25 protein-coding genes are annotated in these 25,983 nt (G+C 69.4%); 12 read left to right on the top strand and 13 right to left on the bottom strand.

The window, feature by feature from the left end; all coding sequences use genetic code 11:
• The first annotated feature begins 131 nt into the window (after positions 1–131).
• The 6 genes from ABT009_RS29125 to ABT009_RS29100 all read left to right on the top strand — a co-directional run bounded on the left by ABT009_RS29125 (position 132) and on the right by ABT009_RS29100 (position 5,890).
• Positions 132–974, top strand: a complete 843-nt coding sequence (locus tag ABT009_RS29125) for a polysaccharide deacetylase family protein (protein ID WP_351301207.1) — start codon at positions 132–134, stop codon at positions 972–974.
• 98 nt (positions 975–1,072) lie between these two features.
• On the top strand, positions 1,073–2,539 hold the full coding sequence (locus tag ABT009_RS29120) for an APC family permease (RefSeq protein WP_351301204.1): 1,467 nt from the start codon (positions 1,073–1,075) through the stop codon (positions 2,537–2,539).
• Positions 2,532–3,248, top strand: coding sequence for an SDR family NAD(P)-dependent oxidoreductase (locus tag ABT009_RS29115; RefSeq protein WP_351301201.1), 717 nt, complete (start codon positions 2,532–2,534; stop codon positions 3,246–3,248). Before ABT009_RS29120 ends, ABT009_RS29115 begins: the two co-directional genes overlap by 8 nt.
• Before the next feature lie 2 nt (positions 3,249–3,250).
• Positions 3,251–4,015, top strand: coding sequence for an SDR family NAD(P)-dependent oxidoreductase (locus ABT009_RS29110; protein WP_351301199.1), 765 nt, complete (start codon positions 3,251–3,253; stop codon positions 4,013–4,015).
• Positions 4,012–5,013: an agmatinase gene (gene speB / locus ABT009_RS29105; protein WP_502989980.1), complete on the top strand. Its 1,002-nt coding sequence runs from the start codon at positions 4,012–4,014 to the stop codon at positions 5,011–5,013. The genes ABT009_RS29110 and speB overlap by 4 nt, the downstream gene beginning before the upstream one ends.
• A gap of 10 nt (positions 5,014–5,023) precedes the next feature.
• Entirely contained in the window at positions 5,024–5,890 is an 867-nt protein-coding gene (locus ABT009_RS29100) for a hypothetical protein (RefSeq protein WP_351301193.1), read from the top strand.
• 204 nt (positions 5,891–6,094) lie between these two features.
• Here ABT009_RS29100 and ABT009_RS29095 read toward each other — a convergent pair whose 3' ends face one another.
• From ABT009_RS29095 to ABT009_RS29035, 13 genes are all read right to left on the bottom strand, one after another.
• Positions 6,095–8,317 (bottom strand): ATP-binding SpoIIE family protein phosphatase, encoded by a 2,223-nt coding sequence (locus tag ABT009_RS29095; RefSeq protein WP_351301190.1) that lies wholly within the window; start codon positions 8,315–8,317, stop codon positions 6,095–6,097.
• A gap of 239 nt (positions 8,318–8,556) precedes the next feature.
• Positions 8,557–8,745 carry a hypothetical protein gene (locus ABT009_RS29090; protein WP_351301187.1) on the bottom strand — a complete coding sequence of 63 codons (189 nt, stop codon included), beginning with the start codon at positions 8,743–8,745 and terminating at the stop codon, positions 8,557–8,559.
• A 50-nt stretch (positions 8,746–8,795) separates the two neighbouring features.
• On the bottom strand, positions 8,796–10,049 hold the full coding sequence (locus ABT009_RS29085; protein WP_351301184.1) for an RNA polymerase sigma factor: 1,254 nt from the start codon (positions 10,047–10,049) through the stop codon (positions 8,796–8,798).
• Positions 10,050–10,078: 29 nt separating this feature from the next.
• Positions 10,079–10,420 carry a YciI family protein gene (locus ABT009_RS29080; RefSeq protein WP_351301181.1) on the bottom strand — a complete coding sequence of 114 codons (342 nt, stop codon included), beginning with the start codon at positions 10,418–10,420 and terminating at the stop codon, positions 10,079–10,081.
• Entirely contained in the window at positions 10,417–11,151 is a 735-nt protein-coding gene (locus ABT009_RS29075) for a nuclear transport factor 2 family protein (protein WP_351301178.1), read from the bottom strand. The genes ABT009_RS29080 and ABT009_RS29075 overlap by 4 nt, the downstream gene beginning before the upstream one ends.
• Before the next feature lie 175 nt (positions 11,152–11,326).
• A complete protein-coding gene (locus tag ABT009_RS29070) occupies positions 11,327–11,512 on the bottom strand; it encodes a hypothetical protein (protein ID WP_351301175.1) in 186 nt (61 codons plus the stop codon).
• 150 nt (positions 11,513–11,662) lie between these two features.
• Positions 11,663–12,337 carry a 4-carboxy-4-hydroxy-2-oxoadipate aldolase/oxaloacetate decarboxylase gene (locus ABT009_RS29065; protein WP_351301173.1) on the bottom strand — a complete coding sequence of 225 codons (675 nt, stop codon included), beginning with the start codon at positions 12,335–12,337 and terminating at the stop codon, positions 11,663–11,665.
• An 18-nt stretch (positions 12,338–12,355) separates the two neighbouring features.
• Positions 12,356–13,585 carry an aspartate transaminase gene (locus ABT009_RS29060; protein WP_351301170.1) on the bottom strand — a complete coding sequence of 410 codons (1,230 nt, stop codon included), beginning with the start codon at positions 13,583–13,585 and terminating at the stop codon, positions 12,356–12,358.
• Position 13,586: 1 nt separating this feature from the next.
• On the bottom strand, positions 13,587–14,330 hold the full coding sequence (locus ABT009_RS29055; RefSeq protein ID WP_351301167.1) for an SDR family oxidoreductase: 744 nt from the start codon (positions 14,328–14,330) through the stop codon (positions 13,587–13,589).
• A gap of 43 nt (positions 14,331–14,373) precedes the next feature.
• A complete protein-coding gene (locus tag ABT009_RS29050) occupies positions 14,374–15,687 on the bottom strand; it encodes an MFS transporter (protein ID WP_351301164.1) in 1,314 nt (437 codons plus the stop codon).
• A 98-nt stretch (positions 15,688–15,785) separates the two neighbouring features.
• A complete protein-coding gene (locus tag ABT009_RS29045; RefSeq protein WP_351301161.1) occupies positions 15,786–16,772 on the bottom strand; it encodes a 5-oxoprolinase subunit C family protein in 987 nt (328 codons plus the stop codon).
• Complete coding sequence (locus tag ABT009_RS29040; protein ID WP_351301158.1) at positions 16,765–17,487, bottom strand: 5-oxoprolinase subunit B family protein; 723 nt, start codon at positions 17,485–17,487, stop codon at positions 16,765–16,767. The genes ABT009_RS29045 and ABT009_RS29040 overlap by 8 nt, the downstream gene beginning before the upstream one ends.
• A complete protein-coding gene (locus tag ABT009_RS29035; RefSeq protein ID WP_351301156.1) occupies positions 17,480–18,262 on the bottom strand; it encodes a LamB/YcsF family protein in 783 nt (260 codons plus the stop codon). Before ABT009_RS29035 ends, ABT009_RS29040 begins: the two co-directional genes overlap by 8 nt.
• A 678-nt stretch (positions 18,263–18,940) precedes the next feature.
• On the opposite strand from ABT009_RS29035, the gene ABT009_RS29030 reads away from it, so the two are divergent.
• The 6 genes from ABT009_RS29030 (at position 18,941) to gdhA (ending at position 25,934) form a co-directional block, all read left to right on the top strand.
• Positions 18,941–20,653: a zinc ribbon domain-containing protein gene (locus tag ABT009_RS29030; protein ID WP_351301153.1), complete on the top strand. Its 1,713-nt coding sequence runs from the start codon at positions 18,941–18,943 to the stop codon at positions 20,651–20,653.
• Between the two features lie 39 nt (positions 20,654–20,692).
• Complete coding sequence (gene nac / locus ABT009_RS29025) at positions 20,693–21,622, top strand: nitrogen assimilation transcriptional regulator NAC (protein ID WP_351301150.1); 930 nt, start codon at positions 20,693–20,695, stop codon at positions 21,620–21,622.
• Positions 21,623–21,732: 110 nt separating this feature from the next.
• Entirely contained in the window at positions 21,733–22,725 is a 993-nt protein-coding gene (locus ABT009_RS29020) for a 2-hydroxyacid dehydrogenase (RefSeq protein ID WP_351301147.1), read from the top strand.
• Positions 22,726–22,735: 10 nt separating this feature from the next.
• Positions 22,736–23,506 carry an SDR family oxidoreductase gene (locus ABT009_RS29015; protein ID WP_351301144.1) on the top strand — a complete coding sequence of 257 codons (771 nt, stop codon included), beginning with the start codon at positions 22,736–22,738 and terminating at the stop codon, positions 23,504–23,506.
• A 39-nt stretch (positions 23,507–23,545) separates the two neighbouring features.
• Positions 23,546–24,574 (top strand): L-idonate 5-dehydrogenase, encoded by a 1,029-nt coding sequence (locus tag ABT009_RS29010; protein WP_351301257.1) that lies wholly within the window; start codon positions 23,546–23,548, stop codon positions 24,572–24,574.
• A 16-nt stretch (positions 24,575–24,590) separates the two neighbouring features.
• Positions 24,591–25,934 carry an NADP-specific glutamate dehydrogenase gene (gdhA, locus tag ABT009_RS29005; protein ID WP_351301141.1) on the top strand — a complete coding sequence of 448 codons (1,344 nt, stop codon included), beginning with the start codon at positions 24,591–24,593 and terminating at the stop codon, positions 25,932–25,934.
• Positions 25,935–25,983: the final 49 nt, after the last annotated feature.

The raw sequence follows: 25,983 nt of genomic DNA, 5'->3' as shown, positions 1-25,983 counted from the left end.
TGACCGGTGAAGCAGCGACCGGCGAGGAGGTATGCATGACCGCGCACGAGGCGTTCCCCCAGCACCTCACCCCACCAGGTCCCATCCGGTGGCCCTCGGGCGTCACGGCGGCCGCGTGCCTCACTTTCGACTTGGACGCCGAGGCCGCCGTGTTGAGTATCGACCCGTCATCGGCAAGCCGTATGAGCCCGATGAGCCACCAGTCCTACGGGCCGCTCGTGGGCGTGCCCAGAATTCTGGGGATTCTGCAGCGACACAACGTCAAGGCCACGTTTTTCGTGCCGGGATACACCGCGCACCGCTATCCGCAGGTAGTGCGGTCGATTGCCGAGGCGGGGCATGAGGTGGCCCACCACAGCTATTTCCATGAGAACACCATCGGCATGGACCCGAAGACCGAGGCTGACATGCTCGACCTCGGGTTGAAGGCACTGCAGGAGGTGGCCGGCGTGCGGCCGGTCGGATATCGCGCGCCCATGTGGGAGCTCAACTACCACACGCCCGGCTTGCTGGAGGAGCGGGGATTCCTCTACGACTCCAGTCTGATGGACTCCGACCAGCCTTACCGGCTTGCGGTCGATGACAAGGAGGACAAGGGGCCGGAGCGCAGCCTCATCGAGATCCCTGTCTCATGGGAACTCGACGACTGGGAGCAATACGCCTTCCTGCCCGGGCTGATCGGGTCCGGGGTGATCGAGAGCCCCGCCAAGGCGCTGGAGATGTGGACGCTGGCGCTGGAGGCGATGCACCGGCTCGGCGCGTGCTTCGTGCTCACCTGTCACCCCTTCCTGTCCGGCAGGCCGGCGCGCGCCGAGGCACTGGAACGGCTTCTGGAACGGATGATGTCGCTTCCCGGTCTGTGGGTCACCACCCTCGCCGAGGTCGCCCGCCACACCGCGTCGCTGAACCTGGCCGCCCGGACCTGTCCGCAGCCGCGGATGCCGGAGGGTGCCTACTGGGTTCCCCGGTCCTGATTCGTTCTCCACCACGTGCAGGCAAGGGCGCCTGCCGCACTGCCACGGACACCACTCGCGGCCGTCGTGTCGCCCTTGCCTGAAGGACTGAATGACTCATGCTCACCGACAACAGCGGGGTGGTCACCCGGCCCCCAGCCGGCAGACCGGCGGAGCTGGAGAAGAAGTTCACGCTCTGGTCCGCCTTCGCCCTGTCCGTCTCGGACCTCTCGCCGATCGTAGGCCTGTATGGGGTTTTCGCCCTCGGCCTGACCATGGCCGGGCCCGCCTTCTGGTGGGCGTTCCCCGTCGTGCTCGCCGGCCAGCTGCTGGTGACCGGAGTGTTCGGCGAACTCGTCTCGCGCTGGCCGATGCAGGGGAGCGTCTACCAGTGGGCCCGGCAGCTGATCGGCCCTCGATTCGGCTGGTTCACCAACTGGGCGTACATGTGGGGCCTGACGCTGGCGCTCGCCGCCCTGGCCTACTCGGCGTCGCTGTATCTCGCCGGTGCGCTGGGGCTGTCGGGGCAGACCGCGCAGACCCTGCTGGCGATCGGTGTCGTGGTCTTCGCCTCGGCGGCCAACATGAGCAGTGGAGGCATCCTCAAGGCGCTGCTGTACATCAGTCTGGCCTGCGAGGTGGTGGCCACGCTGGTCATGGGCACGGTATTGCTGTTCGGCGAGCACAGTCAGTCGCTGTCCTCCCTGTTCAGCACCGCGGGTACCGGTCACGGCATGTCGTGGCTGACGGGGCCGTTCCTGGGCGTCGCGGCGATCGTCGGCTGGTCGTTCGTCGGCTTCGAGTCGGCGGGGTCGATCGCGGAGGAAGTCAAGGACTCGCGGCGGGTGCTGCCCAAGGCGATGACCTTGTCGCTGCTGGCCGTGGGTCTGCTGGTGATGTACGCCAGCTTCGGCATCCTGATGTCCGTCCCGGACTTGACCGCGGTGATGTCCGGTACGGTGTCCGATCCGATCGCGGGCACGCTGCAGGCCCGGCTGGGCTCCGCCACCGGCCGGGTCCTGCTCGCGCTTCTGGCCATGGGCTTCACGGCCAGTTTCATGGCCGTGCAGACCGCGGTGACCCGCGGCATCTGGGCCAGTGCCCGAGACCGGTCCATGCCGGGCGCACGGGTGCTGGGCAGGCTGTCAGCGCGCCAGCAGCTGCCCGTCGCCGCGATCGTTCTGACGGCCCTGGTCGCGGCGGGGCTGCAGCTGATCAGCGCATCGCACCTGTATTCGCTGTTGCTGACCTTTGCCAGCGCCGGGTTCTACCTGTCGTACGGCCTGCCGGTGGTCGCAGCGGCGTACGTGCGGCTGCGCGGCCGGTGGCAGCCGGGCCCCGTCTCGCTCGGTCGGTGGGGGGCGCCTGTCACCTACGCAGCAGCGGTGTGGATCGTGCTGGAAACGGTCAACATCGCCTGGCCGCGCGCGGTCAACGGAGTCTGGTACCTGGACTGGGGCCTGATCATCATGACGGCGGTGCTCGGCCTGGTGGGCGCCGTGCTGTGCTGGTGGGTCTCCCGCTCCGGCCGACTGGAGGAGTCCTCGGCGGTCGAGTCGCCCGTCCCGGTGAGCGAGCATGCCTGATCGTGACGTGGCAGCTGGTGCCGAGGTCGCCCTGATCACCGGGGCCGCCGGCGGAATCGGGGCGGCGTGCGTGGAGTTGCTGCGCAGCAGCGGCCGACGCACCGCCGGCATAGACCTCAAACCGTCGGACGCCGATCTCTCCCTCACTGTCGATGTGTCGGACAGGCAGGCGGTCGCCGGCGCGGTGGCGGAGGTCGTGGATCGATTCGGAAGGATCGACCTGGCGGTCACCGCCGCCGGGTTCTACGAGGACGGCGTCGAGGCCACTGCCATCACCGTGCCGCAGTGGAACCGGATGCTCGCCGTGCTCCTCGGTGGCACGGTGAACACCGCCGCCGCCGTCCTGCCGTACATGCTGGACGCCGGGCAGGGCGCCATCGTCGCGATCTCTTCCGAGCTGGCGCTCGGTGGCGGCAGCGAGGACCTGCATTACGTGGCGGCCAAGGGGGCGGTGATCGGATTCGCCCGGTCGCTGGCCGTGGAAGTGGCCGGCACCGGGGTCGAGGTCAACGTCGTGGCTCCCGGTCCCACGGACACCCCCCTGCTGGCCCAGAACTCCCCGTGGCGTGCCCCGGAATACCTGAGCACTCTCCCACTGGGCCGACTCGCCACTCCCATGGAGGTGGCCGAAACCGTGTGCTACCTCGCCACCTCCCGCGGTGTCTACTGCGGGGAAGTGCTCTCGCCCAACTCCGGGGCGGTGATCTGACCATGGCCGCGGACAACCGTCCCGACGTCGCCCTGGTCACCGGTGCCGCCCAGGGGATCGGCCGTGCCACCGCGGTACGGTTGGCCGCCGACGGATACACCGTCGCGGTCAACGACCTCGCCGACGACGGCCGCCTGACAGACCTGGCCGCCCGGATCGGCGGTATCGCCGCGCCGGCCGACATCGCCGACCCTGCGGCAGTGACGGAGATGGCGGCCATGGTGGAGGCCCGAGCCGGGCATGTCGGCGTCCTGGTCGCCAACGCGGCGGCCATGGCGATGGGCCCCTTCCTCGAGCAGGACCCGGACGTCTGGTGGCACCAGATCGAGGTGAACCTCTCGGGGCACTTCCGGACGGTCCAGGCCGTCCTGCCCGGCATGCGCGCCCTGGGCCACGGCCGGATCGTGATCATCGCCTCCGAGTGGGGCATCACCGGTTACCCCAACGCCACGTCCTACGCCGCGTCCAAGGCCGGGCTGATCGCGCTGACCAAGGGGCTGGCCCGCGAGCTGGGCCCGCAGGGGATACATGTCAACGCCATCGCCCCGGCCTATGTCGACACCGAACAGCTCCGGGTGGACGCCGAGGACGCGGGGCGGACCCTCGAAGAGATACGGGACCGGTACCGCGCGCTCATCCCCGCGGGCCGGCTCGCCGATCCGGAAGACATCGCCGCGGCGGTGTCTTTCCTGGCCTCGGTCGGCGGCGCCGCCTTCGCCGGGCAGGTCCTGCAACCCAACGGCGGCACCACCAGAGCCCGCGCATGAACGGTTCGTCCCATAGGAGCATTGCCTTGACCGAGCAACGTGGTGGCCCGATCGGGCCGGTGAACGGTACGACGGTGCCCCGGTTCGCCGGTGCCCACACGTTCGCCCGACTCCCGGAGATCGCCCAGGTGGGCGACTACGACGTGGCCGTACTCGGCGTGCCCTTCGACGCCGGCACGTCGTACCGGCCGGGCGCGCGGTTCGGCCCGATGGCCGTCCGCCAGGCATCCCGGCACCTGCGCCCCGGCCACCATGTCGAACTCGGAGTGTCACCCTTCGAGGAGATCCAGGTCGTCGACGCGGGCGACGTGCCGGTCACCCCGTTCTCCATCGATGAGGCCTTGGCGCAGATCACGGGGCACGCCGGCGAGGTGGTGGCAGGCGGCCGTGCCACGCTTGCGATCGGCGGCGACCACACGATCGCTCTGCCGATGCTACGCGCCATGGCCCGGGAGCACGGGCCGGTCGCCCTGGTCCACTTCGACGCCCATCTGGACACCTGGGACACCTACTTCAACGCTCCGACCACACACGGCACGGTGTTCCGCCGTGCGTTCGAGGAGGGCCTGCTGATCGAGGACCACTCCATCCACGTCGGCATCCGAGGTCCGCTGTACCAGCGCGGCGATCTGGACGATGACAAGCGCTTCGGCTTCCGCACCATCCGGGCCGACGACGTGGACGTCCTCGGTATCCCCGGCACCACGCAGGCCATCGTGGAGCGGGTCGACAGCCTCCCGGTCTATCTGTCGGTCGACATCGACGTCCTCGATCCCGCATTCGCCCCTGGTACCGGAACGCCGGAGGCAGGCGGGCTGAGCAGCAGAGAACTTCTCCGCGTGTTGCGCGGCCTGACCGGCCTGAACCTGGTCGGCGGCGATGTGGTCGAGGTGGCCCCCGCCTACGACCACGGCGAGATCACCTCTATTGCCGCCGCGACCGTCCTGTTCGACCTGATCACGCTGCTGGCCAGGGCCAAGCACCGTTCCGGTGGGTGAGGGGACGGCAATGGCGGACCTGCCACGCCCGCAGACGGGCTGGCCTGACCCCGTACCCCGCACGGCGCGCCGCCCCGCGATGGCGGAGCTGGTCGGTACGTGGCGCCGTTCACTGATGCTGTGGACGGACGGCCTGCGCGACACGAACACCGACGTCACCTGGGTCCAGGGCCGGAGCTGGTACGCGGACCTGCGGCAACCCGCAAACCGCCCGGACTTCACCGGCACGCACTGCCTACGCGACCTGACGCCTCGCCAACTGATCTGGATGGCCGGCCAGCAGGCGTTCGCGGGCCGGCTCGCCCACGACCCGGCCGACCCGGCCTGCTTCACCTGGGGCCGGATCATGGATCTCGAACCGTCCACGGGCTGCCCGGACACCGGCTGGCTGCACATGGAGAACGGCACGCTCGTCGAGCGCGGCCGTCTCCTGCCCTACCTGGAGCACTGGCACCGCGATCCACGAGGCGCCCCCGCCGCAACAGGCGCTCTGTGCCTGCGCGACCAATCCAGCGGCCGACGCGGCCTGCTGGTGCGCGTCGACGACACGTTCGCGTACGCCCGAGCCCGCCCACATCCGCTGGTCGAGGCTGCCGTACTGCCCGACATCGTCGCCAAGGCCGACCCGCGCACCGCGCAGGACCTCCTGGACTGCGAGGTGTCGGTGGGCCGGGTCACCGCAGGCGGCTGGCTCATCGAACGCTCGAGCCTGCCCTTCCGCGAAGGGTTCCGCCTGGACTCACCGTGCGGCGCCGGGGCCGGGAACGGCCTGCGTACCTCGGACGTCCTGCCCGACGGCACACCCGTCAGCCGCGGCTGGGACACCGTCGGCGGCGACGGCGACCCGGAGTTGTTCGCCGCACTCCTCGTGCAGTAGTCGCGCGCACTAGCGGGCCGTGCCGCCGCTGAGCCGGTGGCGCCGGGCGGCGATACCTGTCAAGGGGGCGCCACTGGCGCAGCGAGCCGCCGACGTCGCCGAGTTGAGCAGTCCATCGGCACGGCACTTTCCTCCAGCAGCCGGCGCCATGGCGGGAGGCGCTCGACGGGCAGGGAAGCACCCCAGCGGTCCGTTGCCCACCGGTCATGCATGCGACGCCGTGTGCACCGTCTGCGCAACGTCACACGCACGCCCAAGTGCCCCTGCCCCAGTCCGGTCCGGGAGGTGCTGCTCGGCCCAGATGCATTTGCCGTCACTTAGGTAGCGGGCGCCCCAGCGATCGGAGAGGGCGGCCACCAGCTGCAGCCCCCGGCCGCCCTCGTCGGTGTATGTGGCGCGCCGGATGCGCGGGGTCGTGAGGCTGCCGTCGTAAACCTCGCAGATCAGCGACCGGCTGCGCAGCAGGCGGAGGCGTATGGGGCCCTTCGCGTGCCGGACGACGTTTCCGACGAGTTCGCTGGCCAGGAGTTCGGTGGTGATGACGAGGTCGTCCAGTCCCCAGACGGCCAGTTGTCTGCGGACGTGTTCGCGGGCCTGTCCGGCTGCCCGGGGATCCTGGGGAAGGCTGTACGTGGCGACGTCACCCACGGCGGTGGGCCTGGTGTGGGCGATGAGCAGGACCGCGTCGTCGTCGGTCTGCTCACGGTCGGGCAGCAGCGCCGAGAGGATCAGGTCGCACAGGTCGTCAAGATGTCCGGTGCCGTTGTCCCGGTCTCCGGCCGAGAAGTATGACGTGCGGGCCACGGCCCGAACCAGAGTCTGCTGGAGCTGGGCCAGTCCCTGGTCGACGTCCCCGGTGGCGGCTTCGACCAGCCCATCGGTGCAGAACACCACAAGACTCGGTTGTGGCAGGTGCAGCTCGTGCAGGGCGAAGGGCGGGTCGGCGGCGCCCAGCGGAGGGTCGGTGGCCAGGTCCGGGCGGTGGACTGTGCCATCGGGACGCACGATCATCGGCGGGGGATGACCGGCGAGGGACAGCGAGCAGATCCGGCTGACGGGGTCGAACACGGAATACAGGCAGGTGGCGTAGGAGTCCTCGCCGAGGTCGTGGACGATGTCGTTGAGGCGGCTGAGCAGCTCGTCCGGAGGCAGTTCCAGGTCGGCGAGGGTCCGGACGGCTGTGCGCAGCCGGCCCATGGTTACTGCTTCGGTGATTCCGTGCCCCATCACGTCGCCTATCACCATGGCGACCCGGTCGGCGGACAGCTGGATCACGTCATACCAGTCACCGCCCACCTCTTCGCCACGGCCTGCCGGCAGGTAGCGCGCGGCCGCGCGGACAGCGGGTAGGCACGGCAGCTCCCGGGGCAGCAGATCACGTTGCAGTCCCTGCGCGCGGGAGTGTTCCACGTCGTACAAACGGGCCCGCTCCAGTGCCTGGCCGACCAGACCGCTGAGCGCCGTCAGCAATGTGCGTTCCTCGCCGCTGAAGGAGCGCGGTCGGCCGAAGGAGAGGACACAGCAGCCCATGGTGCGCCCGGAGGCGATCAGAGGCAGGAACGCCCACGCGTTCTTCGACGACGCGATCGCCACGTTCGCCATGTGCGGATAGCGCCGTTGGAACTCGTTGATCGATCCGATGAAGGCGGGAGTACGCGTGCGGAGCACGTCGCCAACCACGGAATGGGATGACAGCGGGCGATCGCCGTATCGGCGTGCGAATGCCGGTGGGTGTCCGACGACGCCGACGAGTCGCAGACGGTTGCCTTCGAGTGCTTCGATCCCCAGCCCGTCGGCACCGAGGGGAGCCAGGATGTGCCTCGCGACGGCTTCCACTACGTCCTTGGCCGTGAGGGCCTCGGCGAGCGCCGCGGTCAGTTCGCCCATCCGGACCGTCTGCTCACCGCCGGTCGCCGGACAAAGGCCCGGTGGCGTGCCCGACAAGCCCTCCAACCGCGCAGCGGTCCATGCGGCCACCGAACACAGAAAGGACCGCTGCACGTCTTCCGGCTCAGCGGCCCCTGTTGTGAGCACCGACAGCGCGCCTACCGGCCCATCGGCGCCCTGCATGGGCACCGCCGCCGTGCCGGCCGCCCCGACCCCCAAAGTGTCACCGGTCACCCAGACGAAGGCGCCACGCCGCACGGCCATTGCGGGTGCCACGTCCTGCTCACTGCGCAGATCCGCCCACGCCTCGATGCTCCCCGGGGCAAGGCCGCCGGCCGCCGCCAGGTGCAGTCGGCCGTCGGCGGAACCGCACCGGTGTACCAGGCCGCCCAGGCCGCCCAGGCACGCGGTCGTCTGCTGAAGTGCCAGCGTCAGCGTCTCCGCGTCCCAGGGTGCTTCCTCAGAAGCCGCCACGAAGCTGAGCTCCACCGGCTTCGGCCGCTCGACGTGGCTCCCAGGCCTGGCATCTTCAGCAGCCACGACACCTCCTGCTCACTCACAGGTCAGGGTTTGCCCTAATTATGTATAAATCAGGTAAAAAGTGTTTTTCCACACTAGCCCTCACTTTCCATCCACGCCGCATCCCGCCCGGCTTTCCGTAGCGCCGCTCTTGCTTCGTGGCACCGCGAAGCGGGTCGGCTCTCGGGTGCGTCCTGAGAAGTGGTGTACGGGTTCGACCTGATCCGGGGGTTGCTCCGGCCGTTGACGGCGGTCATCGGTCAGCCTCCCAGGCGCACGCCCGCGAGCCAGACGTCCGGGGTGCCGGGTCCGTCGCGGGACGGTGTCTGCGGCATGCGGTCGTCCGGGCCGCCGGGTGAACGGCGGGTCGGCCTCCGGTGCGCGGGAAGCCACCGGGCGAAGGTCTTCCGCAGCTTGCGGGTGCGGTGCCTGAGCGTGAAGGCGGTCATCGGGGCCTCCGCTGTGGTTGAGGTGCGGGCACCCCACCGACGAACGGCCCCTACGCCGATCGACATTCCGAGAGCCGCTTTTCGAGGAACCGCCGTTCCGCGTTGTTCTCCACCAGCTCCAGCGCCCGCTCGTACGCCTCGGCGGCCTGAGGGAGGCGCCCCAGGCGGCGCAGCAGGTCGGCGCGGGTGGCGGGCAGCAAGTGGTAGTCGGCGAGGTCGCCTTCCCGTTCCAGTTCCGTCACCAGGGTCAGTCCGGCTTCCGGGCCTTCGGCCATGCCCACCGCGACGGCGCGGTTGAGCCGGACCACGGCGGACGGCACATGGCGGGCCAGCTCGCCGTAGAGCGCCGCGATGTCGGCCCAGTCGGTGTCGGCGGCCGTGGCCGCCGTGGTGTGGCAGGCCGCGATGGCCGCCTGGATCTGGTACGGGCCGGGGCGGCCGCGGCGCAGGGCGCCCTCCAGCAGGGCGGTGCCCTCGTCGATCTCCGCCCGGTCCCAGGCCGTACGGTCCTGGTCCTCCAGGGTCACCAGCTCTCCCGCCGCGTCCACTCGGGTGTCGCGGCGGGCGTCGTGCAGCAGCAGGAGCGCGAGCAGGCCGGGCACCTCGGGCTCGTCGGGCATGAGGCGGGCCAGCAGGCGGGCGAGGCGCACGGCCTCGGCGCAGAGGTTCGCGCGCATCAGATCGGTGCCGGACGTGGCGGCGTACCCCTCGTTGAAGAGCAGGTAGATCACGCCCAGGACGCCGGTCGTGCGCTCGGGCAGCAGATGAGCAGGTGGCACCCGGTACGGGATGCCGGCGTTGCGGATCTTCCGCTTGGCCCGCACCAGTCGCTGGGCCATGGTCGCCTCGGGCACGAGGAAAGCGCGGGCGATCTCGGGCGTGGTCAGGCCGCCGAGCGTGCGCAGCGTCAGCGCGACCCGGCCCTCGATGGGGAGCGCGGGGTGGCAGCAGGTGAAGATCAGCCGCAGCCGGTCGTCCTCGACGCCGCTGTCGTCGCCGTCGTGCTCCGGGTCGTACGGCCCCTCGTTGCGGGCGAGCACCGCCACCTCCCTGAGTTTCGCCGCCCCCGCCGCCTCCCGGCGCAGCACGTCCAGGGCGCGGTTGCGGGCGGTCGTGGTGAGCCAGGCGCCGGGGCGGCGCGGCACTCCGTCGCGCCGCCACCGGTCGAGAGCCTGGGCGAAGGCGTCCTGCGCGCACTCCTCGGCGAGGTCCCAGTCGCCGGTCACCCGGATCAAGGTGGCGACGACCTGACCCCACTCCTTGCGGAAGGCGGCGGCGACCGCCGCCTCGACGTCACATGCCACAGGTTCCTCACATGCCACAGGTTCCTCGTTCACTCCCAGACCGGCCGCACCTCCACCGAGCCGCCACCGAGGGCGGCGGGGTGCCGCGCGGCGAGTGCGATGGCCTCGTCGAGGTCGGCGACGTCGATGATGTCGAAGCCGGCGACGTACTCCTTGGACTCGATGAACGGCCCGTCGCTGAGCAGGACTTCGTCGCCCTGGACGCGCACGGTGGTGGCGTCGGTCGACGGCCGCAGCCGGGCCCCGCCCTTCACGATGTCCCGGCTGCGTACCTCGTCGATGTACGCGGTGAAGCGCGGGTCGGCGGCGATCTCATCGGGGCTGAGTTCCTCGCCGCCGACGGGGGTGCAGATGAACAGCACGTACTTCATGATCGGTCCTCCTCGATTCCGGCGTCGAACGGGACTGACATGTGCTGGTGGACGATCAGCCACCGATCGGCCACGAGCCGGTAGCCGGTGGTCACCCGCACGGTGCTGTCCAGCGGCTCGCCCGTGGTGAGCGTGGCCCGCATCCGAACGAGCGCGTGGCTGAACGCGACGCTCTCGTCCACCCGGACCCGGAACTCCAGCACCTCGCGGTCCACAGGCCCGGTCACGGTGGAGAACCACCATTCCTGGGACTTGCGGAAGGCGTCGATCCCTTGCTGCTCCAGACCGCTCATGGGGTGGAACACCTCGACGTCCGGCGCGTAACATGCCAGCGCCCGCTCGATGTCCCGGTCACGGACGGCGAGGGTGAGCTCAGCGTCGAGCCGGCGGATCTCGCCCTCGGCGTCCTCGTCCTCCCAGAAGGGGCGCACCTCCATGGCCCCGATGGTCGCCACGGGGTGCTTCGCGGCCGCCTCGATCGCCTCCTCCATGCTGTGGCACTCGAGGATGTCGAAGCCGGCGACGTACTCCTTGGTCTCCGCGAACGGACCGTCGGTGCGCAGCACCTCGCCGCCGCGCACCCGTACGGTGACGGCCTCGGACGGCAGTCGCAGCCGGTGGCCGTGCAGGCGCACTCCACGGTCGCCCAGTTCCTCCACCCAGGGCTCGACGGGCGCCATGCCCGTGGCGTCGGCGGTGTCGTCGCCGCAGACCAGCAGCATGTACTTCATGGTTCCTCCCGGTGCTCGTGGGGCTCCCTTCGCCCCGACGACTCACCCCACCGACGAACGGGCTGCCGTCGTATCGACATTCTCGCCACACTTTTCTGCACCGGGCCGGAACGTGGCTGAAACGCGAGGAAGCCGGGCCTGCACGGGCCCCGGCTTCCTCAGGTTGTGCGCGTAGTCAGCGGCCGCCTGCGCCGGCGTCTCCCCACGCGGCCACGCGCGCCGTGTCCTCGCGGACGAGGAGAAGCGTCACGGCCGCGCCGACGTGGGAGGCGATGCCGTAGATCGTCATGCCGACGGCGAGCCCGTGGGACAAGGTGTCGCGGGCCGGGGCCTGCGCGCTGGCCCCGGCCTGATGAGCCACGACGTCGAGCAGGTCGTCGGCCGCGCGCCAAGCACCTTCGCCGATTGGCCCAGCGCAATGTCGCCCGGCTCGGCCATGGCGCCGTCCCGGTCGTTCACAGGGCTGGTCTCACACAGCTCACGGGAAGCAGTCGGGACACCCATCAGACGGCTATGCGTCGATGACGAGCCCCTTCGCTTCAAGCACTTCGGCGAGTCGGCTGACCTCGATGACGCTCTTCCCGGAACGGTAGGCAGCGATGTAAGCGTCCTCGGCCTCGACCCGGTCCTGGGACTTGCGAACGACGTCGGCCACGTCGTCGCGCCGTACCACGACCACGCCGTCGGCGTCCGCACGCACCACGTCTCCCGGTCGGACGATCTCGCCGCCGATCAGCACGGGTTCGGCCATCGGACCGACGGTTTCCTTGACGGTGCCCTTCATACAGACGCTGTAAGAGAAGACCGGGAAGCCGAGCTCGCGAAGTTCCTGCGTGTCGCGGACGCCGGTGTCGGTGACGAGGCCGCCCAGGCCTTTGGCCACACACGCGTTGGCCAGTACGTCGCCGAAGGAACCTGCCTCGGCGTATTCACCGGCGGAGACCACGATGACATCGCCGGGCTGCGCGTGGGCGATCGCGACCTGCAGCATGATGTTGTCGCGGGGGGCGCAGCGCACGGTGAACGCGGGACCGCACAGGGACATCGTTCGGTCGACCGGCTTGATCGTCGAGTCGAGGGCGCCCAGGCGACCCTGTGCCTCGTGGATGGTGGCGGCGGAGTACTTGCTCAGCTGCTCGACCAGGGCCGGGTCGGGCCGGTCGAACTTGGTGTTGACTCGGATCATGTCGCTCCTTCAGCTCCTTCAGGAGGGGGCGGCCGGGGACAGGGCCGCGCAGGCGCGACCGATGCGCTCGCAGGCCTCGGTGAGGACGTCGGTCGAGGTCGCGAAGGAGACGCGGAAGTAACCCGGTGATCCGTATGCGGCACCGTGGATGACCGCTACCTGCTGCGACTCGAGCAGGTAGCGGGCGAAGTCCTCGTCCGAGTGGATCTCCTCGCCCGATGGAGTCCGCATTCCGCGTACGCCGGAGCAGCCGACGAAGGCGTAGAAGCCGCCGCTGGGAGGTGTGCAGGACAGGCCCGGAATGTCGTTGACGAGCCTCACCGTCATATCGCGGCGCCCGCGGTAGACGGCGACACAGTCGCGTACGAAGGTCTGGTCGCCGGTGAGCGCTGCAGTGGCCGCGGCTTGGCTGATCGACGACGGGCATGAGGAGATCTGCGACTGCAGAGCGTTGATGGCGACCACCAGTTCGGCGGAGCCCGCGCCGTAGCCGATCCGCCAGCCTGTCATCGCGTACGTCTTGGAAACTCCGTTGGTGAGGAACACCCGGTCGATCAGGCGCGGTTCGACGCCGGGGAGGCTGGGGACCTGGCCCGGCTCGTACCAGATCTCGTCGTAGATCTCGTCGGTCAGCACCTGGACGTGCGGATGCGCGAGCAGCACCTCGGCCAGCGCCTTGAGTTCGCCGGCGGTGTAGGCGGCGCCTGTGGGGTTGCTCGGAGCGTTGAGGACGACCCAGCGTGTCCGGTCGGTGATCGCGGATTCCAGTCGTTGCGGAGTCAGCTTGAAGCCGTCCGCTTCCGGACAGGGGACGACGACCGGTGTGCCGTCGTTGGCGAGGACCATGTCCGGATACGACACCCAGTACGGAGCGGGGATGATCACCTCGTCGCCGGCGTCCAGAGTGGCCATCAGCGCGAGGAAGATGACCTGCTTCGCTCCGCCGCCGACCGCGATCCGGTCAGCGGAGTAGTGCAGTCCGTGCCGTTGCTCCAGCTTCTGCGCGATTGCGGCGCGCAGTTGGGGGGTGCCGTTGACCGGGGTGTACTTGGTGTCTCCCCGCTGGATCGCCTCGATCGCGGCGGCCTTCACATGGTCGGGGGTGTCGAAGTCGGGCTCGCCCACGGTGAGGTCGAGGATGTCGAGTCCCTGGGCCTTGAGTTCGCGGACGCGCTGGGCGGCAGCGGTGCTCGGCGAGGGTTTGATGCGCAGGACGCGCTGGGCGGTCTTCATGCCAGCGGCAGTCATGTCAGTCGGCCCGCCTCTCGAAGTTGAGGCCGCCCGGCACCTGGAACGTCGGCACGATCTCCACGTGGCCGATGTTCACGTGGCGCGGTGAGTCGATCGCGAACTCGATGGCGTCGGCGATGTCCTCCGGCTTCAGAGACTCGTAACCGTCGTAGAACTGACGCTGGGCCTCTTCCATGTCGCCGAGGAGACGGCCGAAGATCTCGGTCTCCACCCGGCCCGGGCAGATCTCGGTGACCCGTACGCGATGGCCGTATCCGTCGACTCGGAGCTGGCGGGAGAGCGTGTGCACGGCCGCCTTGGTGGCGTGGTAGATCGTGTTGCCGCCGAAGTTGTAGACGCCGGCGATCGAGCTGATGTTCACGATGTGCCCGCGGTCGCGTTCGACCATCCCCGGCATGACCAGGCGTACGAGGTGCAGTACGGCCTGGATGTTGACCGCTATCTGCTCGTCGACGGCGAATTCGTCGGCGGTGAGGATGTTTCCGGTGCGGGAGACTCCGGCGTTGTTGACCAGGACGTCGACGTCGAGGTTCCGCAGCGTTTCGGTCAGTGCCGCGGTGTCGGTGATGTCGACGGCGTGGGGTGTGCAACCCGTACGCCGGGCGAGGTCGTCAAGTCGCTCGGCGTTACGGGCGATGGCATGGACCTCGAGCCCTTGTTTGGCCAGCCGCTCGACGACCACCGCTCCGATTCCGGTCGAGGCACCGGTCACCAGGGCAGTCTTGTAGTCGGAAAAGGGCATGTGGGTGTGCTCCTAGAGAGAAGTGGGGGCGTTATCGGCCGGGTTATGCGTCGCGCAGCGGCAGGTGTGCCCTGTCCTGCACCCGGGACACTGCGATGAGCGTGCCGAGGGCGGTGACGACCGCGTAGAAGGCGGGCATGTTGACGTTGCCGGTCTTGTCGATGAGGTACGTCATCAGCAGAGGCGCCGTGCCGCCGAAGAGGGCGGCGGAGACGTTGTAGCCCAGGCCGTACGCGGAGTAGCGGACACGGGTGGGGAAGAGCTCGACGAGCAGGATGTGGATGACGCCGGTGTGCCCGGCGAAGATGACCGCCATCACGCAGGCGCCCAGGATGGCGAGCGGGACGCTGCCGGTGCCGATGAGCAGGTAACAGGGAATTCCGGCGACGGCCATGGCGATCGCGGCGCCCGCAAGGACCTTCTTGCGTCCGATCCGGTCGGAGAGGCGGCCCATGAAGGGGATCGCGAGGGAGATGGCCACCAAGCTGGTCGCGGTGACGAGCAGGCCCTGCACCTTGCTGAAGTGCAGCTCGGTGTTCATGAACGTCGGCATGTAGCTGAACAGCACGTAGTAGCCGGAGCCGTTCATGAGAGGGATGAACAGGGCGAGCAGCATCGCGCGGAGGTGCTCGGCGGAGGAGAAGGCCTCCTTCAGCGGGTTCTTCGCCAGGCCGCCGCCTTCTTGCAGGCGCGTGAAGTTGGGGGTGTCGCTGATCCGCTTGCGGATGTAGATGCCGGTGATGCCGAGCGGAACGGCGAGCAGGAACGGGATGCGCCAGCCCCACGACTCCATGCGGTCCGCGCCGAGGCCGCTGGTCATGGCGGCGGCGATGAGCGTTCCGGTGAGCAGGGAGAGGAACGAGGCGATCTGGGCGTAGCTGGTGTAGAGGCCGCGCTTGCCCTCGGGTGCATGTTCGGCGAGGAAGCTCATCGCGCCGGAGGCCTCGCCGCCGACTGAGAAGCCCTGCGCGACGCGCAGCAGGATGAGGAGGGCGGGCGCTGCGATGCCGATGCTCGCGTACGTCGGCAGGATGCCTATGGCCGCAGTCGCGACGCTGATGAGCATGATGACGAAGACGAGCATGCGCTGCCGTCCGATGCGGTCGCCGAGGTGTCCGCAGATGACGCCGCCGAGTGGGCGGAAGAAGAACGACACGGCGTAGCCCAGGAACACGAGCTGGACGGCGTTCTCCGAACCGGGGAAGAAGACGGCGGCCAGGGTGCCCGCCATGAAGCCGAAGATGCCGTTGTCGTAGAGCTCGGCGAAGATTCCGACGCAACCGGCGAGGGTGACTTTCCTCGCCGTTCTCGGGTCGACGGTGTTGGGTACCGGCTGAGCGGCGGCCACGGTACTCATGGCTTCTCCTGTCTGGAGGTTGGGACGGGGAAGGTGTACTCACGGCTCGGTGCGGGTGCTGCTCTCGGGTGGGGCGGGTGACAGTTGAAGGGGACGGGTTACGGACCCAGGGGGACGGGGATGCGCAGGGCGTCGAAGACCGTGCGCACGCGTGCCTTGAGGGCGTTGACGGCGTTTCGCTGAGACCGGTAGGCGGTCACGGCTTCGGCGATGGTGCGGTGCCGGAAGCGGATGGACTGGCCTGGTCTGGCCTGCCCCAGTGCGGACAGACCGGTCGCCGTGACGACCGCGAGGACCGGATAGCCGGCGGTGACACCACGGCCGCGGTGCAGGACCAGCAGTTCGTCGCCCGTGGGAACCTCGACGGCCCCGACGGGGACGCCGCGCGAGAGCACCTCGCCGGTCGCCACCCGCCGCGGAACGTCGCCACGCATGCGCAGCCCGATGTGGTTGCTCTGCGCGCTCACGGTGTACGGAGACCGGAAGAGCTGTTCGGCGGTGTCACCGAACTCCGCGAGATCGGGGCCGTCCGTGACGTCGATCGTCCACGCGGCCTGGAAGCGCTCCACGGGGGCGTGCAACCGGAACAGCGGGATGCGGAAGTGCGGATGGTCGATGGGCGGACAGTAGCTACGGAGGCCCAGTTCGTCGCCGTCGCGCAGCGAGTGTCCGAAGCCGAGGATCGTGTCGGGGGCACAACTGCCTTGCAGAAAGGGAGCGTTCACCGAGCCGAGCACAGCCAGGTAGACCCTGATACCGAGCCGGATGCCGGTGATGCGGATCGTCTCGCCGGAGCGTACGGAGACGGGCTCCCACTGTGGGCGCGCGACGCCGTCGACGGTCAGGTCCGCGGGCGCGCCGGTCACCGCGATGAGCACGTCGGTCGAGGGAGTGCAGCTGAAGTCCAGGGCGGTGATCTCTATCAACGGTGCACTCTCGTCGTTGCCGCACAGGACGTTGGCCACGCGGGCCGAGTGCTGGTCGAGCGCGCCGTTGACCGGCAGACCGAACCGTGAGCGACCGAACCGCCCCAGGTCCTGCACCGTCGCCAGACCGGCCCGGTGGATGGTCAGGGCGTCAGCCATGGGACACCGCCAGAAGCACGCCGGCGTGGTCGTCCCACTGCTCGGGGGCGATCGGTTCGAACCGGAAGATGTCGCCGGGCCGGTACGGAGTCAGCGGATCGGCGTCGAGGTCGAGTACGCGCAACGGCGTACGGCCCAGGAGCGGCCAGCCGCCGGGCGACGGCATCGGGCAGATGACGGCCTGCCGGCCGGCCACCGCGATCGACCCGGGCAGGACACGCGTACGCGGCGAGGCCAGCCTGGGGACCGGCTTAGGGAACGCCGGGCCGTCCATCATCGGGGCGCCCGCCGGTGCCCCGAGGCAGCGGACCGTCAGGTCAGAACCGGAGTGCAGTTCCACGACCTCCTGCTCGGTGAGCCCCAGTTGCTCGGCCACGACGGGCAGATCGGGGCCGTACGCACCCCCGTACACCACCGGGACCACGAACCGCCTCGCCGCGGCCGTCCGGACCGGCCCCTCGCCGAGCCGGTCGGCCTCGTGCCGCAGCACGCGCCGCACCGTCTCGTGGTCGGTGCCGGCGCTGTCGAACTCGACCAGCAGCGCATCGTATGTGGGCACGATGCCGTACACCCCGTCGAGCCGGACCTCGGCGAACGCGTCGGCCAGAGTGTGCACGAGCTGCCAGTTGCGCTCCGCGTCCATGGTCACGGCCCTGGCCACGACGGCCGAGTCACCGCACTCCACGATCACCACGCTGTCGTCCGTCTCAGGCATCCCGGCCGTCCAATACATCGGTGAGCGCCGTGATCTCGACGCCAGCGGCGAGCAACTCCTCGCGTACGCGGCGCGCGAGTGCGATGGCCCCTGGGGTGTCGCCGTGCAGCAGCACGGTGTCGCACTGCACGGGGATGTCGTGGCCGCCGACGCTGCGTACGACCCCTTCGGTCACCATGCGGATGGTCCGTTCGGCGATCTCTCCCACGTCATGGATGACGGCGCCGGGCTCGCTCCTCGGCACCAGCGTGCCGTCGTCCCGGTAGGCCCGGTCGGCGATCCCGACGATGCCGACGCGAAGGCCGCGCCCGCGTGCGGCATCGGCGAGTTCGCCGTCCTGCGCCAGCACGATCAGCGACCCGTCGACCGAGGCGACGGCGTCGGCCACTGCGGCCGCGTAGTCCGGGCGGATCGCGACCAGGTTGCCGAGCCGGCCGTGCGGGGCCACATGCTGTACGCGGGTACCGTGCGCGGCCGCGAACGCCTGCAACGCACCGATCTGGTAGAGCATGTCGGTGCGGACCTCGTCCGGCGACAGGTCCATCGCGCGGCGGCCGAACCCGACGAGATCGGGGAAGCTGGGGTGCGCGCCCACGGCGACGCCTCGCTGCACGCAGTGGCGGACGGTGGCGTCCATGATCCGCGGGTCGCCCGCGTGAAATCCACACGCGATGTTGGCCGAGGTCAGCACATCGAGGAGCGCCTCGTCATCGCCCATCGCGTAGGCGCCGAAACCCTCGCCGAGGTCGGCCACGAGATCGACCGTGTGGGGCATGAGATCCTCCAGACAAAGGAAGAGGGCGGCATCGCCGCTTCTTCTTTTCGACGCCTTGCGCCGGGCCCGCTCATCACCCACAGAGGGGCATTAACAGGGCCGTTACAATTCCTGCGGGATACGCGGCGGTTTCCCGGCCGAGCGGCCGGAGATCCGTGTTTCGGTGAACGTAATCCCAACGGGAGGTGGCGGCAAATATGCATTCTGCGTGACGTAATCACCGCTGGATATGACGTGGGGCACACACCGCCACGGTCCGACTCGCCGTCCGGCACCTACGATGAGGCTCGCCCGTTTCCTTAGCAATGCGTAGTCATCCCCAGGCTTGATGACGCACTGGGTCAACTGTCCACGCGATCCTGGGAGTTCGGTACGGTGTGCGTGTTGTTCCGCCGTTTGAGGAGGGGAGGTGGGCTGGTCGTGAGTCGGAAGGTTCCTCTCGCTGAGGGGGAGTGTTCCCGCACCGCGTGCGCCCGTGGCGTGCTGCGCACGGGGGTGGATGAGAAGACCGGCGAACTCCTCACGTCCTCCATGCTGGTGGAGCGCGTTGGTTGGTGTGCTGATCTGGTGTCCGGCATGGCTGGCGCGCTGATCGCGGAACACTGGAACAGTGCTGATGTGGATGTGCTCGCCTGCGGTGAGGACGCCGGCGGTCGTAAGCTGCCGTCGAATGCTTGGATGGCGTTGCGACGCCTGGGGTGGACCATCCCTGCTGCGGAGGGCATCCGGGTCAATGACCGGATCGTGCGTATGGCCCAGGAACAGGCCGGGCGTGCGTTGCGTTCGGCGACGTGGCGCGCTGGTGTGACCGCAGGAATCCTCGGCACGTGGCCTGCTGATCCCGCTCACCGCACGCCCAAGGAGTGGGACGCCGTGCGCGAAGCCATTCCTGGCGGGCCGGATCTGCCGTCGAGCATCATCAAGGCGCGTACTCGGCAGATCACTGCCTTCATCAAGAACAACGGCCGGCTCCCGGACGAGGTGTTCGAGCTCGAGACAGCGCCGCGGGTAGCGCGGATGCTGCTGCTGTCGGCGTGTGATGGGCAGCAGGCCACCATCGAACGGGCAGATGAGCCTGGGCGGGCGCTGCTGCGGTTTCAGCTGCCCACGCGGCCGGTCCCGCGCTCCTACGCGGACTGGACCTGGGTGGCCTGCCCGGTCTCGCTGCCGCCCACGATCCCGCCGGGCGCGGTGCTGCACCTTCCCACGCTGCGTCTCCATCTGGGCCGCGTCCGCGTCGACCTGGCCTACACGCACGCCGTGCCCAAGGCCCGGCGCACCGGGCACACGGTCGCGCTCGGCGTGGACTGGGGCCTGAACACGCTGCTCGCGGCCGGTGCCGTGCGGATGCATGACAACGGCCAGATCACCGCCCTCGGTACGGGTGGGATGTTCCGTGCGGCCGGCGTGCTGGCCAAGCAGCACCGCCTGCGCCGACTGTCGGAGCGTCTGTACGCCAAGGCCGACCACTACCAGCGGCTGATCGCCGACGACCAGCAGCATCCGCTGACCGGCACACACCAGGTGTTGCGGGACGAGATCGGCTTCGTGTCCCACCGGCGCTCGAACCTCAATGATGCGCTGGCGTGGTCGGCAGCACGGTGGAGTGTCGATCAGGCGATCGCCGCTGGTGCGACCGTGATCCATGTCGAAGACCTGCGCTCCATGGAAGCCCGCGGCATGGGCCGCACCCTCAACACCCGTCTCTCCCAGGCCGTGCGCGGGCAGATCGTGGACCGGATGCGGCATCTGGCCGCCGAGGTGGGTATCGCCGTGGTCTCCGTCCCGGCCCGCAACACCTCCAAGCACTGCCCGCAGTGCCTCACCCCGCTGCGGCACCGCAAGGCACCCGACCGGCCCACCACACCCGGCTGGAAGTGGGCCCGGTGCCCGAACCCTGACTGCCGGTATCAGGGCGACCGCGACGCCGGCGCGTGGCGCCGTATCGCAGCCCGCGGCCTCACCCACCAGGCCAATACCGTTGTCGACCGCACGAGCCAAACCATGGTCATCCGCAGCGTGGTGGACAAGCTCGAAGCCGAGGCCGTGGTCACACCGACCACCGCCAAGACCAGCCGGGACCGGTCCAAGACCGGACCGACCCGGCACAAGGCAACACGTCCCGCGCCCAGGCGACGCAGGGCACCCTCCCCCACCGGTCCATGCGGCTCGGCGGGCAAGCGTCCGGAGGGACACGCTCACACGGGCCGGAGGCGGCTGCCCCGCGCAGCCCACCGGCATCAGGGCGTGACCACGATCAGCACACCCACCACCGGCCCTCATCGGCCACACGGGGCAGCCCTGGGCGCAGGCTTCCACCTCCACGCCCACGCCACCCCTCCACGGTGGGCAAACCCCTGCCAGACACTACGTCTGACCAGGATTCACTAAGCCGATCAGAGACGCTCCGCCCACGCCGGAAGGCCGCACATGGACACCAGACGCCTCTACTCGTTCGTGAAGATCGTGGATGCAGGGAGCATCACGCGCGCGGCCGACATCCTGCACATCGCGCAGCCCGCGCTCAGCCAGCAACTCTCGGCGCTGGAAGTCCAGTTCAAACAGCAACTGCTGATCCGCAGCAAGCGAGGGATCGCCCCGACCGAGGCCGGCCGTGCGCTGTACCGGCACGCGCAGCTCATCCTGCGCCAGGTCGAGCTCGCCCACGCGGCGGTCGACGTCTTGGGCCGCGCGCCGGCCGGCAACGTCTCCGTGGGCCTGGCTCCCTACAGCATGGGCGCGGCACTCGCGCTGCCGTTGCTCACGAGCGTGCGCGAGCGATACCCCGACATCCTGCTGCACATCAATGAGAACTTCGGTGGCGTCATCAGCGAAGCGATCATGACGGGCCGTATGGACATGGCGTTCATCTACGGCGCCGGCCCCCTGCGGGGCGTGCAGTTCGAGCCGCTGCGCACCGAAGACCTGTTCCTGATAGCCGCGCCGGGCGGAGCCGCGCTGCCCGGGGAAGGTGATGTCACCCTCGAGGAGCTGGCCGACGTGGGTCTGCTGCTGCCCAGCCGCATTCACACCATCCGGCAGGTCGTCGACGCCGCGTTCCAGCAGGCGTCGCTGGAGCCCCGGGTCGTCGGCGAGATCGAGTCGGTTCTGACCCTGGTCAGCGCCGTCGGCGCCGACCTCGGGGCGACGGTCCTGCCCTGGTCGGCGGCGCGCGCGATCCTCGACGTACGGAATCTGGTGGTTCGCCGGATCGTCAACCCGACCATCCACGTCAAGCTGTCCCTCTGTACCTCCGACAGCCAGCCCCTGTCGGAGCCCGCCCTCGCCGTGCACGACCTGTTCCATGAACTGATCACGGACTTCAGCGAGTCCGGTGAGCGGGATAAGAATTCTCGATAGCGTCACGCAAAACTTCTATTTGTTTCCCCACTGTGCCCTGACTAGCGTCTCCCGCGAATCGACCCCATTGAATTCGTAGAGCGCGGACAGCCACAGGAGAAGAGAAATAGATGAAGCAGCGTGTGCTCGCCACCCGTGCGGACCTTCCCGGTGGCGGCCTGGCTCGCCTGGCGCCCCATGCGGATGTCGTGACCTGGCCCGGCCCGGACAGGCCCGACCCGGCGGATCTGGCCGCACTGGCGGGAGGCGTGAGCGCGATCCTCGCCCTCGGCAACGACTGGGTGGACGCCGCTCTGCTGGATGCAGCAGGCCCTTCGCTGCGGGTCGTGGCACTGGCGAGCATGGGGTACGACGCCGTCGATCAGGAGGCGGCGGCCGAACGTGGCGTCGTCGTCACGCACACCCCCGGCGTGCTCGCCGAGACCACCGCGGATTTCACCTTCGCCCTCATCCTCATGGCGCGCAGGCGGCTCGGTGCCGCCCGCGACTCACTGCACAGCGGGCAGTGGGATGTGTTCCGGATGGGCGACTACCTGGGCCTGGACGTACACGGCGCCACGCTCGGACTGATCGGCTACGGCCAGATCGGGCGAGTCGTCGCCCGGCGGGCCCAGGGTTTCGGTATGCGGCTGTTGCACCACGACCCGTACGCGCCCGACGACACGCTCTCCACATCCGTGGACCTTCCCACCCTCCTCGCCGAGGCCGACGTGGTCTCCCTGCACGTCCCCCTGACACCGGGGACCCGCCACCTCATCGGCGCCACCGAACTGGCCGCCATGAAGCCCACAGCCACGCTGGTCAGCACCTCGCGGGGCGGCGTCGTCGATGAGGACGCACTCCTACGGGCGCTGCGGGAGGGCGTCATCCACTCGGCAGGTCTGGATGTCTTCGAACGCGAGCCGATGGGCGCTGACCTGTCGCCGCTGGTCGGTGAGCCCCACGTGGTGACGCTCCCTCATATCGGCTCCGCCACCGAGGCCACTCGTGCCGCCATGGTGGACCTCGCGGTCGACAACATCATCGAGGTGCTTGCCGGCCGGCCTGCACGTACCCCCCTTCCCGGCAGCGCCGTATCGCCCGGCACGCCGACTCTCGCCTGACAGGACGACCATGAGCCATCCCATCTTCGACGTCACCGGCAAGGTGGCCCTGGTCACCGGGTCGAGCCGCGGTATCGGCCGGGCGCTGGCCAAGGGGCTGCTGGAAGCCGGCTGCACGGTCGTCCTCAACGGCCGCGATGCCGTCACCTTGGAGGCCACCCGCAAGGAGCTGGCCGAGACGTTCGGCGGCGCAGTCCTCGCGGAAGCGTTCGACGTCACCGACTCCGCCGCGATCGCCGATGCCGTCACCCGGATCGAGGACCGGGCCGGGCCGGTCGACATCCTGGTCAACAACACCGGTGCCCAACTCCGCGCTCCCTTCACCGATTTCACCGAGGAGGACTGGCACGGACTGCTCGACACCAACCTCACCAGCGCCTTCCTCGTCGGCCGCGAGGTTGCGCGGCGCATGGTGCCCCGACGCCACGGCAAGATCATCAATATCTGCTCGCTGCAGAGCGAGGCGGTGCGCCCCGGAATCGCGCCCTACTCGGCGACCAAGGGCGGCTTGAAGATGCTCACCAAGGGCATGTGTGCCGACCTCGGCCCGCACGGCATCCAGGTCAACGGCATCGGTCCCGGCTACTTCGACACCGAGCTGACGTCCGCGCTGGTCGCGGACGAGGAGTTCAGCGCCTGGGTGCGGAAGCGGACTCCGGCCGGCCGCTGGGGGAAGGTCGAGGACCTCGTCGGCGCCCTGCTCTTCCTCTCCTCCCCGGCCTCCGACTTCGTCAACGGGCAACTGCTGTACGTCGACGGCGGCATGCTCTCCGTCCTGTGAACCCTCAAGGAGCCTCCCTCAATGTCCCCAACGCACCCCATGCGCGCCTGTGTCGTTCACGGAGCCGGCGACCTGCGGGTCGAGGAGCGGCCGCCCGTCGGCCCCGGACCGGGTGAGATCGCGGTCGCGGTCGCGCTCGGTGGGATCTGCGGTTCGGACCTGCACTACTACCACCGGGGCCGAGTGGGGGACTTCGCCGTGCGCGAGCCCATGGTGCTCGGCCACGAGGTCGTCGGCCACGTCGCCGCCGCCGGGCCCGGCACCGACGGACCGGCGGTCGGCACCGCCGTCGCCATCCACCCCGCCACCCCCTGCGGCGTCTGCCACGAGTGCACCGGCGGCAGACGCAACATCTGCGCCCACACCCGCTATCTGGGCAGCGCCGCCCGCACCCCGCACGTCCAAGGCGGATTCGCACAGCTCATCAGCGTGCCCGCGGACCAGATCCGTCCGCTGCCACCCGGGCTCGACCTGCACCGCGCCGTCCTCGCCGAACCGCTGTCGGTGGCGCTGCACGCCGTGCACCGGGCGGGCGACGTGAGCGGCAAGCGGGTCCTGGTCACCGGCGCCGGCCCGATCGGCTGCCTCGTCGTGGCGGCGCTACGCCACAACGGCGCAGCCGAGATCGCCGTCAGCGACCTCCTCGACGAACCGTTGAACATCGCCGCCGCGGTGGGCGCCACCACCACGGCACGTGCGGATCGACCCGACGATCCGGTCTGGGCCGGCGAGTTCGACATCGCCGTCGAGGCATCCGGGGCACCGGCGGGCCTGCGGACCTGCGTCGAGCGGGTGCGCCGCGGGGGAACCGTCGTACTGCTGGGTCTGCTGCCGCCCGGCGGGGTCGGGCTGTTGGGCAATGTCGCGGTCACCCGCGAACTCGAACTGCGCGGAGCCTTCCGTTTCGACGCCGAGTTCGACGAGGCGCTGTCGTTGCTCTCCCAAGGCCTGCTCGTTGACCCGATCGTCACCCACACCTTCCCGTTGGAGCAGTCCGCCGCCGCGTTCGACACGGCCCAGGACCGCGCAGTCGCCTCCAAGGTCCTGCTGGACCTGTCCGGGGCCTGATCGAGAGAAGTAACCCATGAACGTCAGCGCCCGTATCGATGCCGTCTACGCCCAAGTACTGCGGCGCAACCCCGGAGAGACGGAGTTCCACCAGGCGGTGGGCGAGGTGCTGCACACCCTTGCGCCGGTGCTCCGAGCGCATCCCGACTACGTCGACACCCGGATCGTCGAGCGCCTGTGCGAGCCCGAGCGGCAGATCATCTTTCGGGTGCCGTGGGTCGACGACCGTGGAGAGGTCCACGTCAACCGGGGCTTCCGGGTGGAGTTCAGCAGCGCGCTCGGTCCGTACAAGGGCGGGCTGCGCTTCCACCCGAGCGTCAACCTGGGGATCGTGAAGTTCCTCGGATTCGAGCAGATCTTCAAGAACGCCCTGACGGGACTCGCGATCGGCGGCGGCAAGGGCGGCGCGGACTTCGACCCCAAGGGCCGCTCCACGGGGGAGGTCATGCGGTTCTGCCAGTCCTTCATGACCGAGCTCTACCGCCACCTCGGCGAGCACACCGATGTACCCGCGGGGGACATCGGTGTGGGTTCCCGCGAGATCGGCTACCTGTTCGGCCAGTACAAGCGGGTGACGAACCGCTACGAGGCCGGCGTGCTCACCGGCAAGGGAGTCTCCTGGGGCGGCTCGCACGCCCGGACCGAGGCCACCGGCTACGGCACCGTCTACTTCGTCCAGGAGATGCTGACCGCCCGCGGCCTGCATCTCGACGGGCGCAGGGTCGTCGTCTCGGGATCCGGGAACGTGGCCCTGTACGCCATCGAGAAGATCCACGCGCTGGGCGGACACGTGGTGGCCTGCTCGGACTCCTCCGGCTACCTGGTCGACGAGAGAGGCATCGACGTGACACTGCTGAAGGAGATCAAGGAGGTGCGCCGTGAGCGGATCTCCGCCTACGCCGAGGCCAGGCCGACCGCATCCTTCTCCGCCCGGGGATCGGTGTTCGACGTCCCCTGTGACATCGCGCTCCCGTGTGCCACCCAGAACGAGCTGGACGAGCAGAGCGCTATTGCCCTGGTGAAGAACAGTGTGGTGGCCGTCGCCGAAGGCGCCAACATGCCGTGCACTCCGGCGGCGATCAACGTCCTGCGGGAAGCGGGTGTCCTTTTCGGCCCGGGGAAGGCCGCCAACGCGGGTGGAGTGGCCACCTCCGCGCTGGAAATGCGACAGAACGCCTCCCGCCACCAGTGGACCTTCCAACAGACCGAAACCCAACTCGCCGATGTCATGCGGAACATCCACGCCCAATGCCGGGCGACGGCCGAGGCATACGACGCCCCGGAAAACTACGTCCTTGGCGCCAACGCCACGGGATTCCTCCGCGCAGCGGAGGCGATGGACGCACAGGGCCTCGTCTGAATGGTCCGGACGTCGGCCAGGGCCGAGTCAGGGTGGGCCCACTCGTCAG

This window comes from Streptomyces sp. NPDC002896, from assembly GCF_040295225.1.
Classification (GTDB): Bacteria; Actinomycetota; Actinomycetes; order Streptomycetales; family Streptomycetaceae; genus Streptomyces.
This window is presented reverse-complemented; position numbering and strand designations above follow the sequence as displayed.

Excerpts from the sequence above, each read along its gene's own strand:
- ABT009_RS29120 (WP_351301204.1), top strand. The coding sequence starts at position 1,073 with ATGCTCACCGACAACAGCGGGGTGGTCACCCGGCCCCCAGCCGGCAGA.
- ABT009_RS29115 (WP_351301201.1), top strand. The coding sequence starts at position 2,532 with ATGCCTGATCGTGACGTGGCAGCTGGTGCCGAGGTCGCCCTGATCACC.
- ABT009_RS29110 (WP_351301199.1), top strand. The coding sequence starts at position 3,251 with ATGGCCGCGGACAACCGTCCCGACGTCGCCCTGGTCACCGGTGCCGCC.
- speB (WP_502989980.1), top strand. The coding sequence starts at position 4,012 with ATGAACGGTTCGTCCCATAGGAGCATTGCCTTGACCGAGCAACGTGGT.
- ABT009_RS29100 (WP_351301193.1), top strand. The coding sequence starts at position 5,024 with ATGGCGGACCTGCCACGCCCGCAGACGGGCTGGCCTGACCCCGTACCC.
- ABT009_RS29090 (WP_351301187.1), bottom strand. The coding sequence starts at position 8,745 with ATGACCGCCTTCACGCTCAGGCACCGCACCCGCAAGCTGCGGAAGACC.
- ABT009_RS29080 (WP_351301181.1), bottom strand. The coding sequence starts at position 10,420 with ATGAAGTACGTGCTGTTCATCTGCACCCCCGTCGGCGGCGAGGAACTC.
- ABT009_RS29075 (WP_351301178.1), bottom strand. The coding sequence starts at position 11,151 with ATGAAGTACATGCTGCTGGTCTGCGGCGACGACACCGCCGACGCCACG.
- ABT009_RS29065 (WP_351301173.1), bottom strand. The coding sequence starts at position 12,337 with ATGATCCGAGTCAACACCAAGTTCGACCGGCCCGACCCGGCCCTGGTC.
- ABT009_RS29060 (WP_351301170.1), bottom strand. The coding sequence starts at position 13,585 with ATGACTGCCGCTGGCATGAAGACCGCCCAGCGCGTCCTGCGCATCAAA.
- ABT009_RS29055 (WP_351301167.1), bottom strand. The coding sequence starts at position 14,330 with ATGCCCTTTTCCGACTACAAGACTGCCCTGGTGACCGGTGCCTCGACC.
- ABT009_RS29050 (WP_351301164.1), bottom strand. The coding sequence starts at position 15,687 with ATGAGTACCGTGGCCGCCGCTCAGCCGGTACCCAACACCGTCGACCCG.
- ABT009_RS29045 (WP_351301161.1), bottom strand. The coding sequence starts at position 16,772 with ATGGCTGACGCCCTGACCATCCACCGGGCCGGTCTGGCGACGGTGCAG.
- ABT009_RS29040 (WP_351301158.1), bottom strand. The coding sequence starts at position 17,487 with ATGCCTGAGACGGACGACAGCGTGGTGATCGTGGAGTGCGGTGACTCG.
- ABT009_RS29035 (WP_351301156.1), bottom strand. The coding sequence starts at position 18,262 with ATGCCCCACACGGTCGATCTCGTGGCCGACCTCGGCGAGGGTTTCGGC.
- ABT009_RS29030 (WP_351301153.1), top strand. The coding sequence starts at position 18,941 with ATGGCGTTGCGACGCCTGGGGTGGACCATCCCTGCTGCGGAGGGCATC.
- nac (WP_351301150.1), top strand. The coding sequence starts at position 20,693 with ATGGACACCAGACGCCTCTACTCGTTCGTGAAGATCGTGGATGCAGGG.
- ABT009_RS29020 (WP_351301147.1), top strand. The coding sequence starts at position 21,733 with ATGAAGCAGCGTGTGCTCGCCACCCGTGCGGACCTTCCCGGTGGCGGC.
- ABT009_RS29015 (WP_351301144.1), top strand. The coding sequence starts at position 22,736 with ATGAGCCATCCCATCTTCGACGTCACCGGCAAGGTGGCCCTGGTCACC.
- ABT009_RS29010 (WP_351301257.1), top strand. The coding sequence starts at position 23,546 with ATGCGCGCCTGTGTCGTTCACGGAGCCGGCGACCTGCGGGTCGAGGAG.
- gdhA (WP_351301141.1), top strand. The coding sequence starts at position 24,591 with ATGAACGTCAGCGCCCGTATCGATGCCGTCTACGCCCAAGTACTGCGG.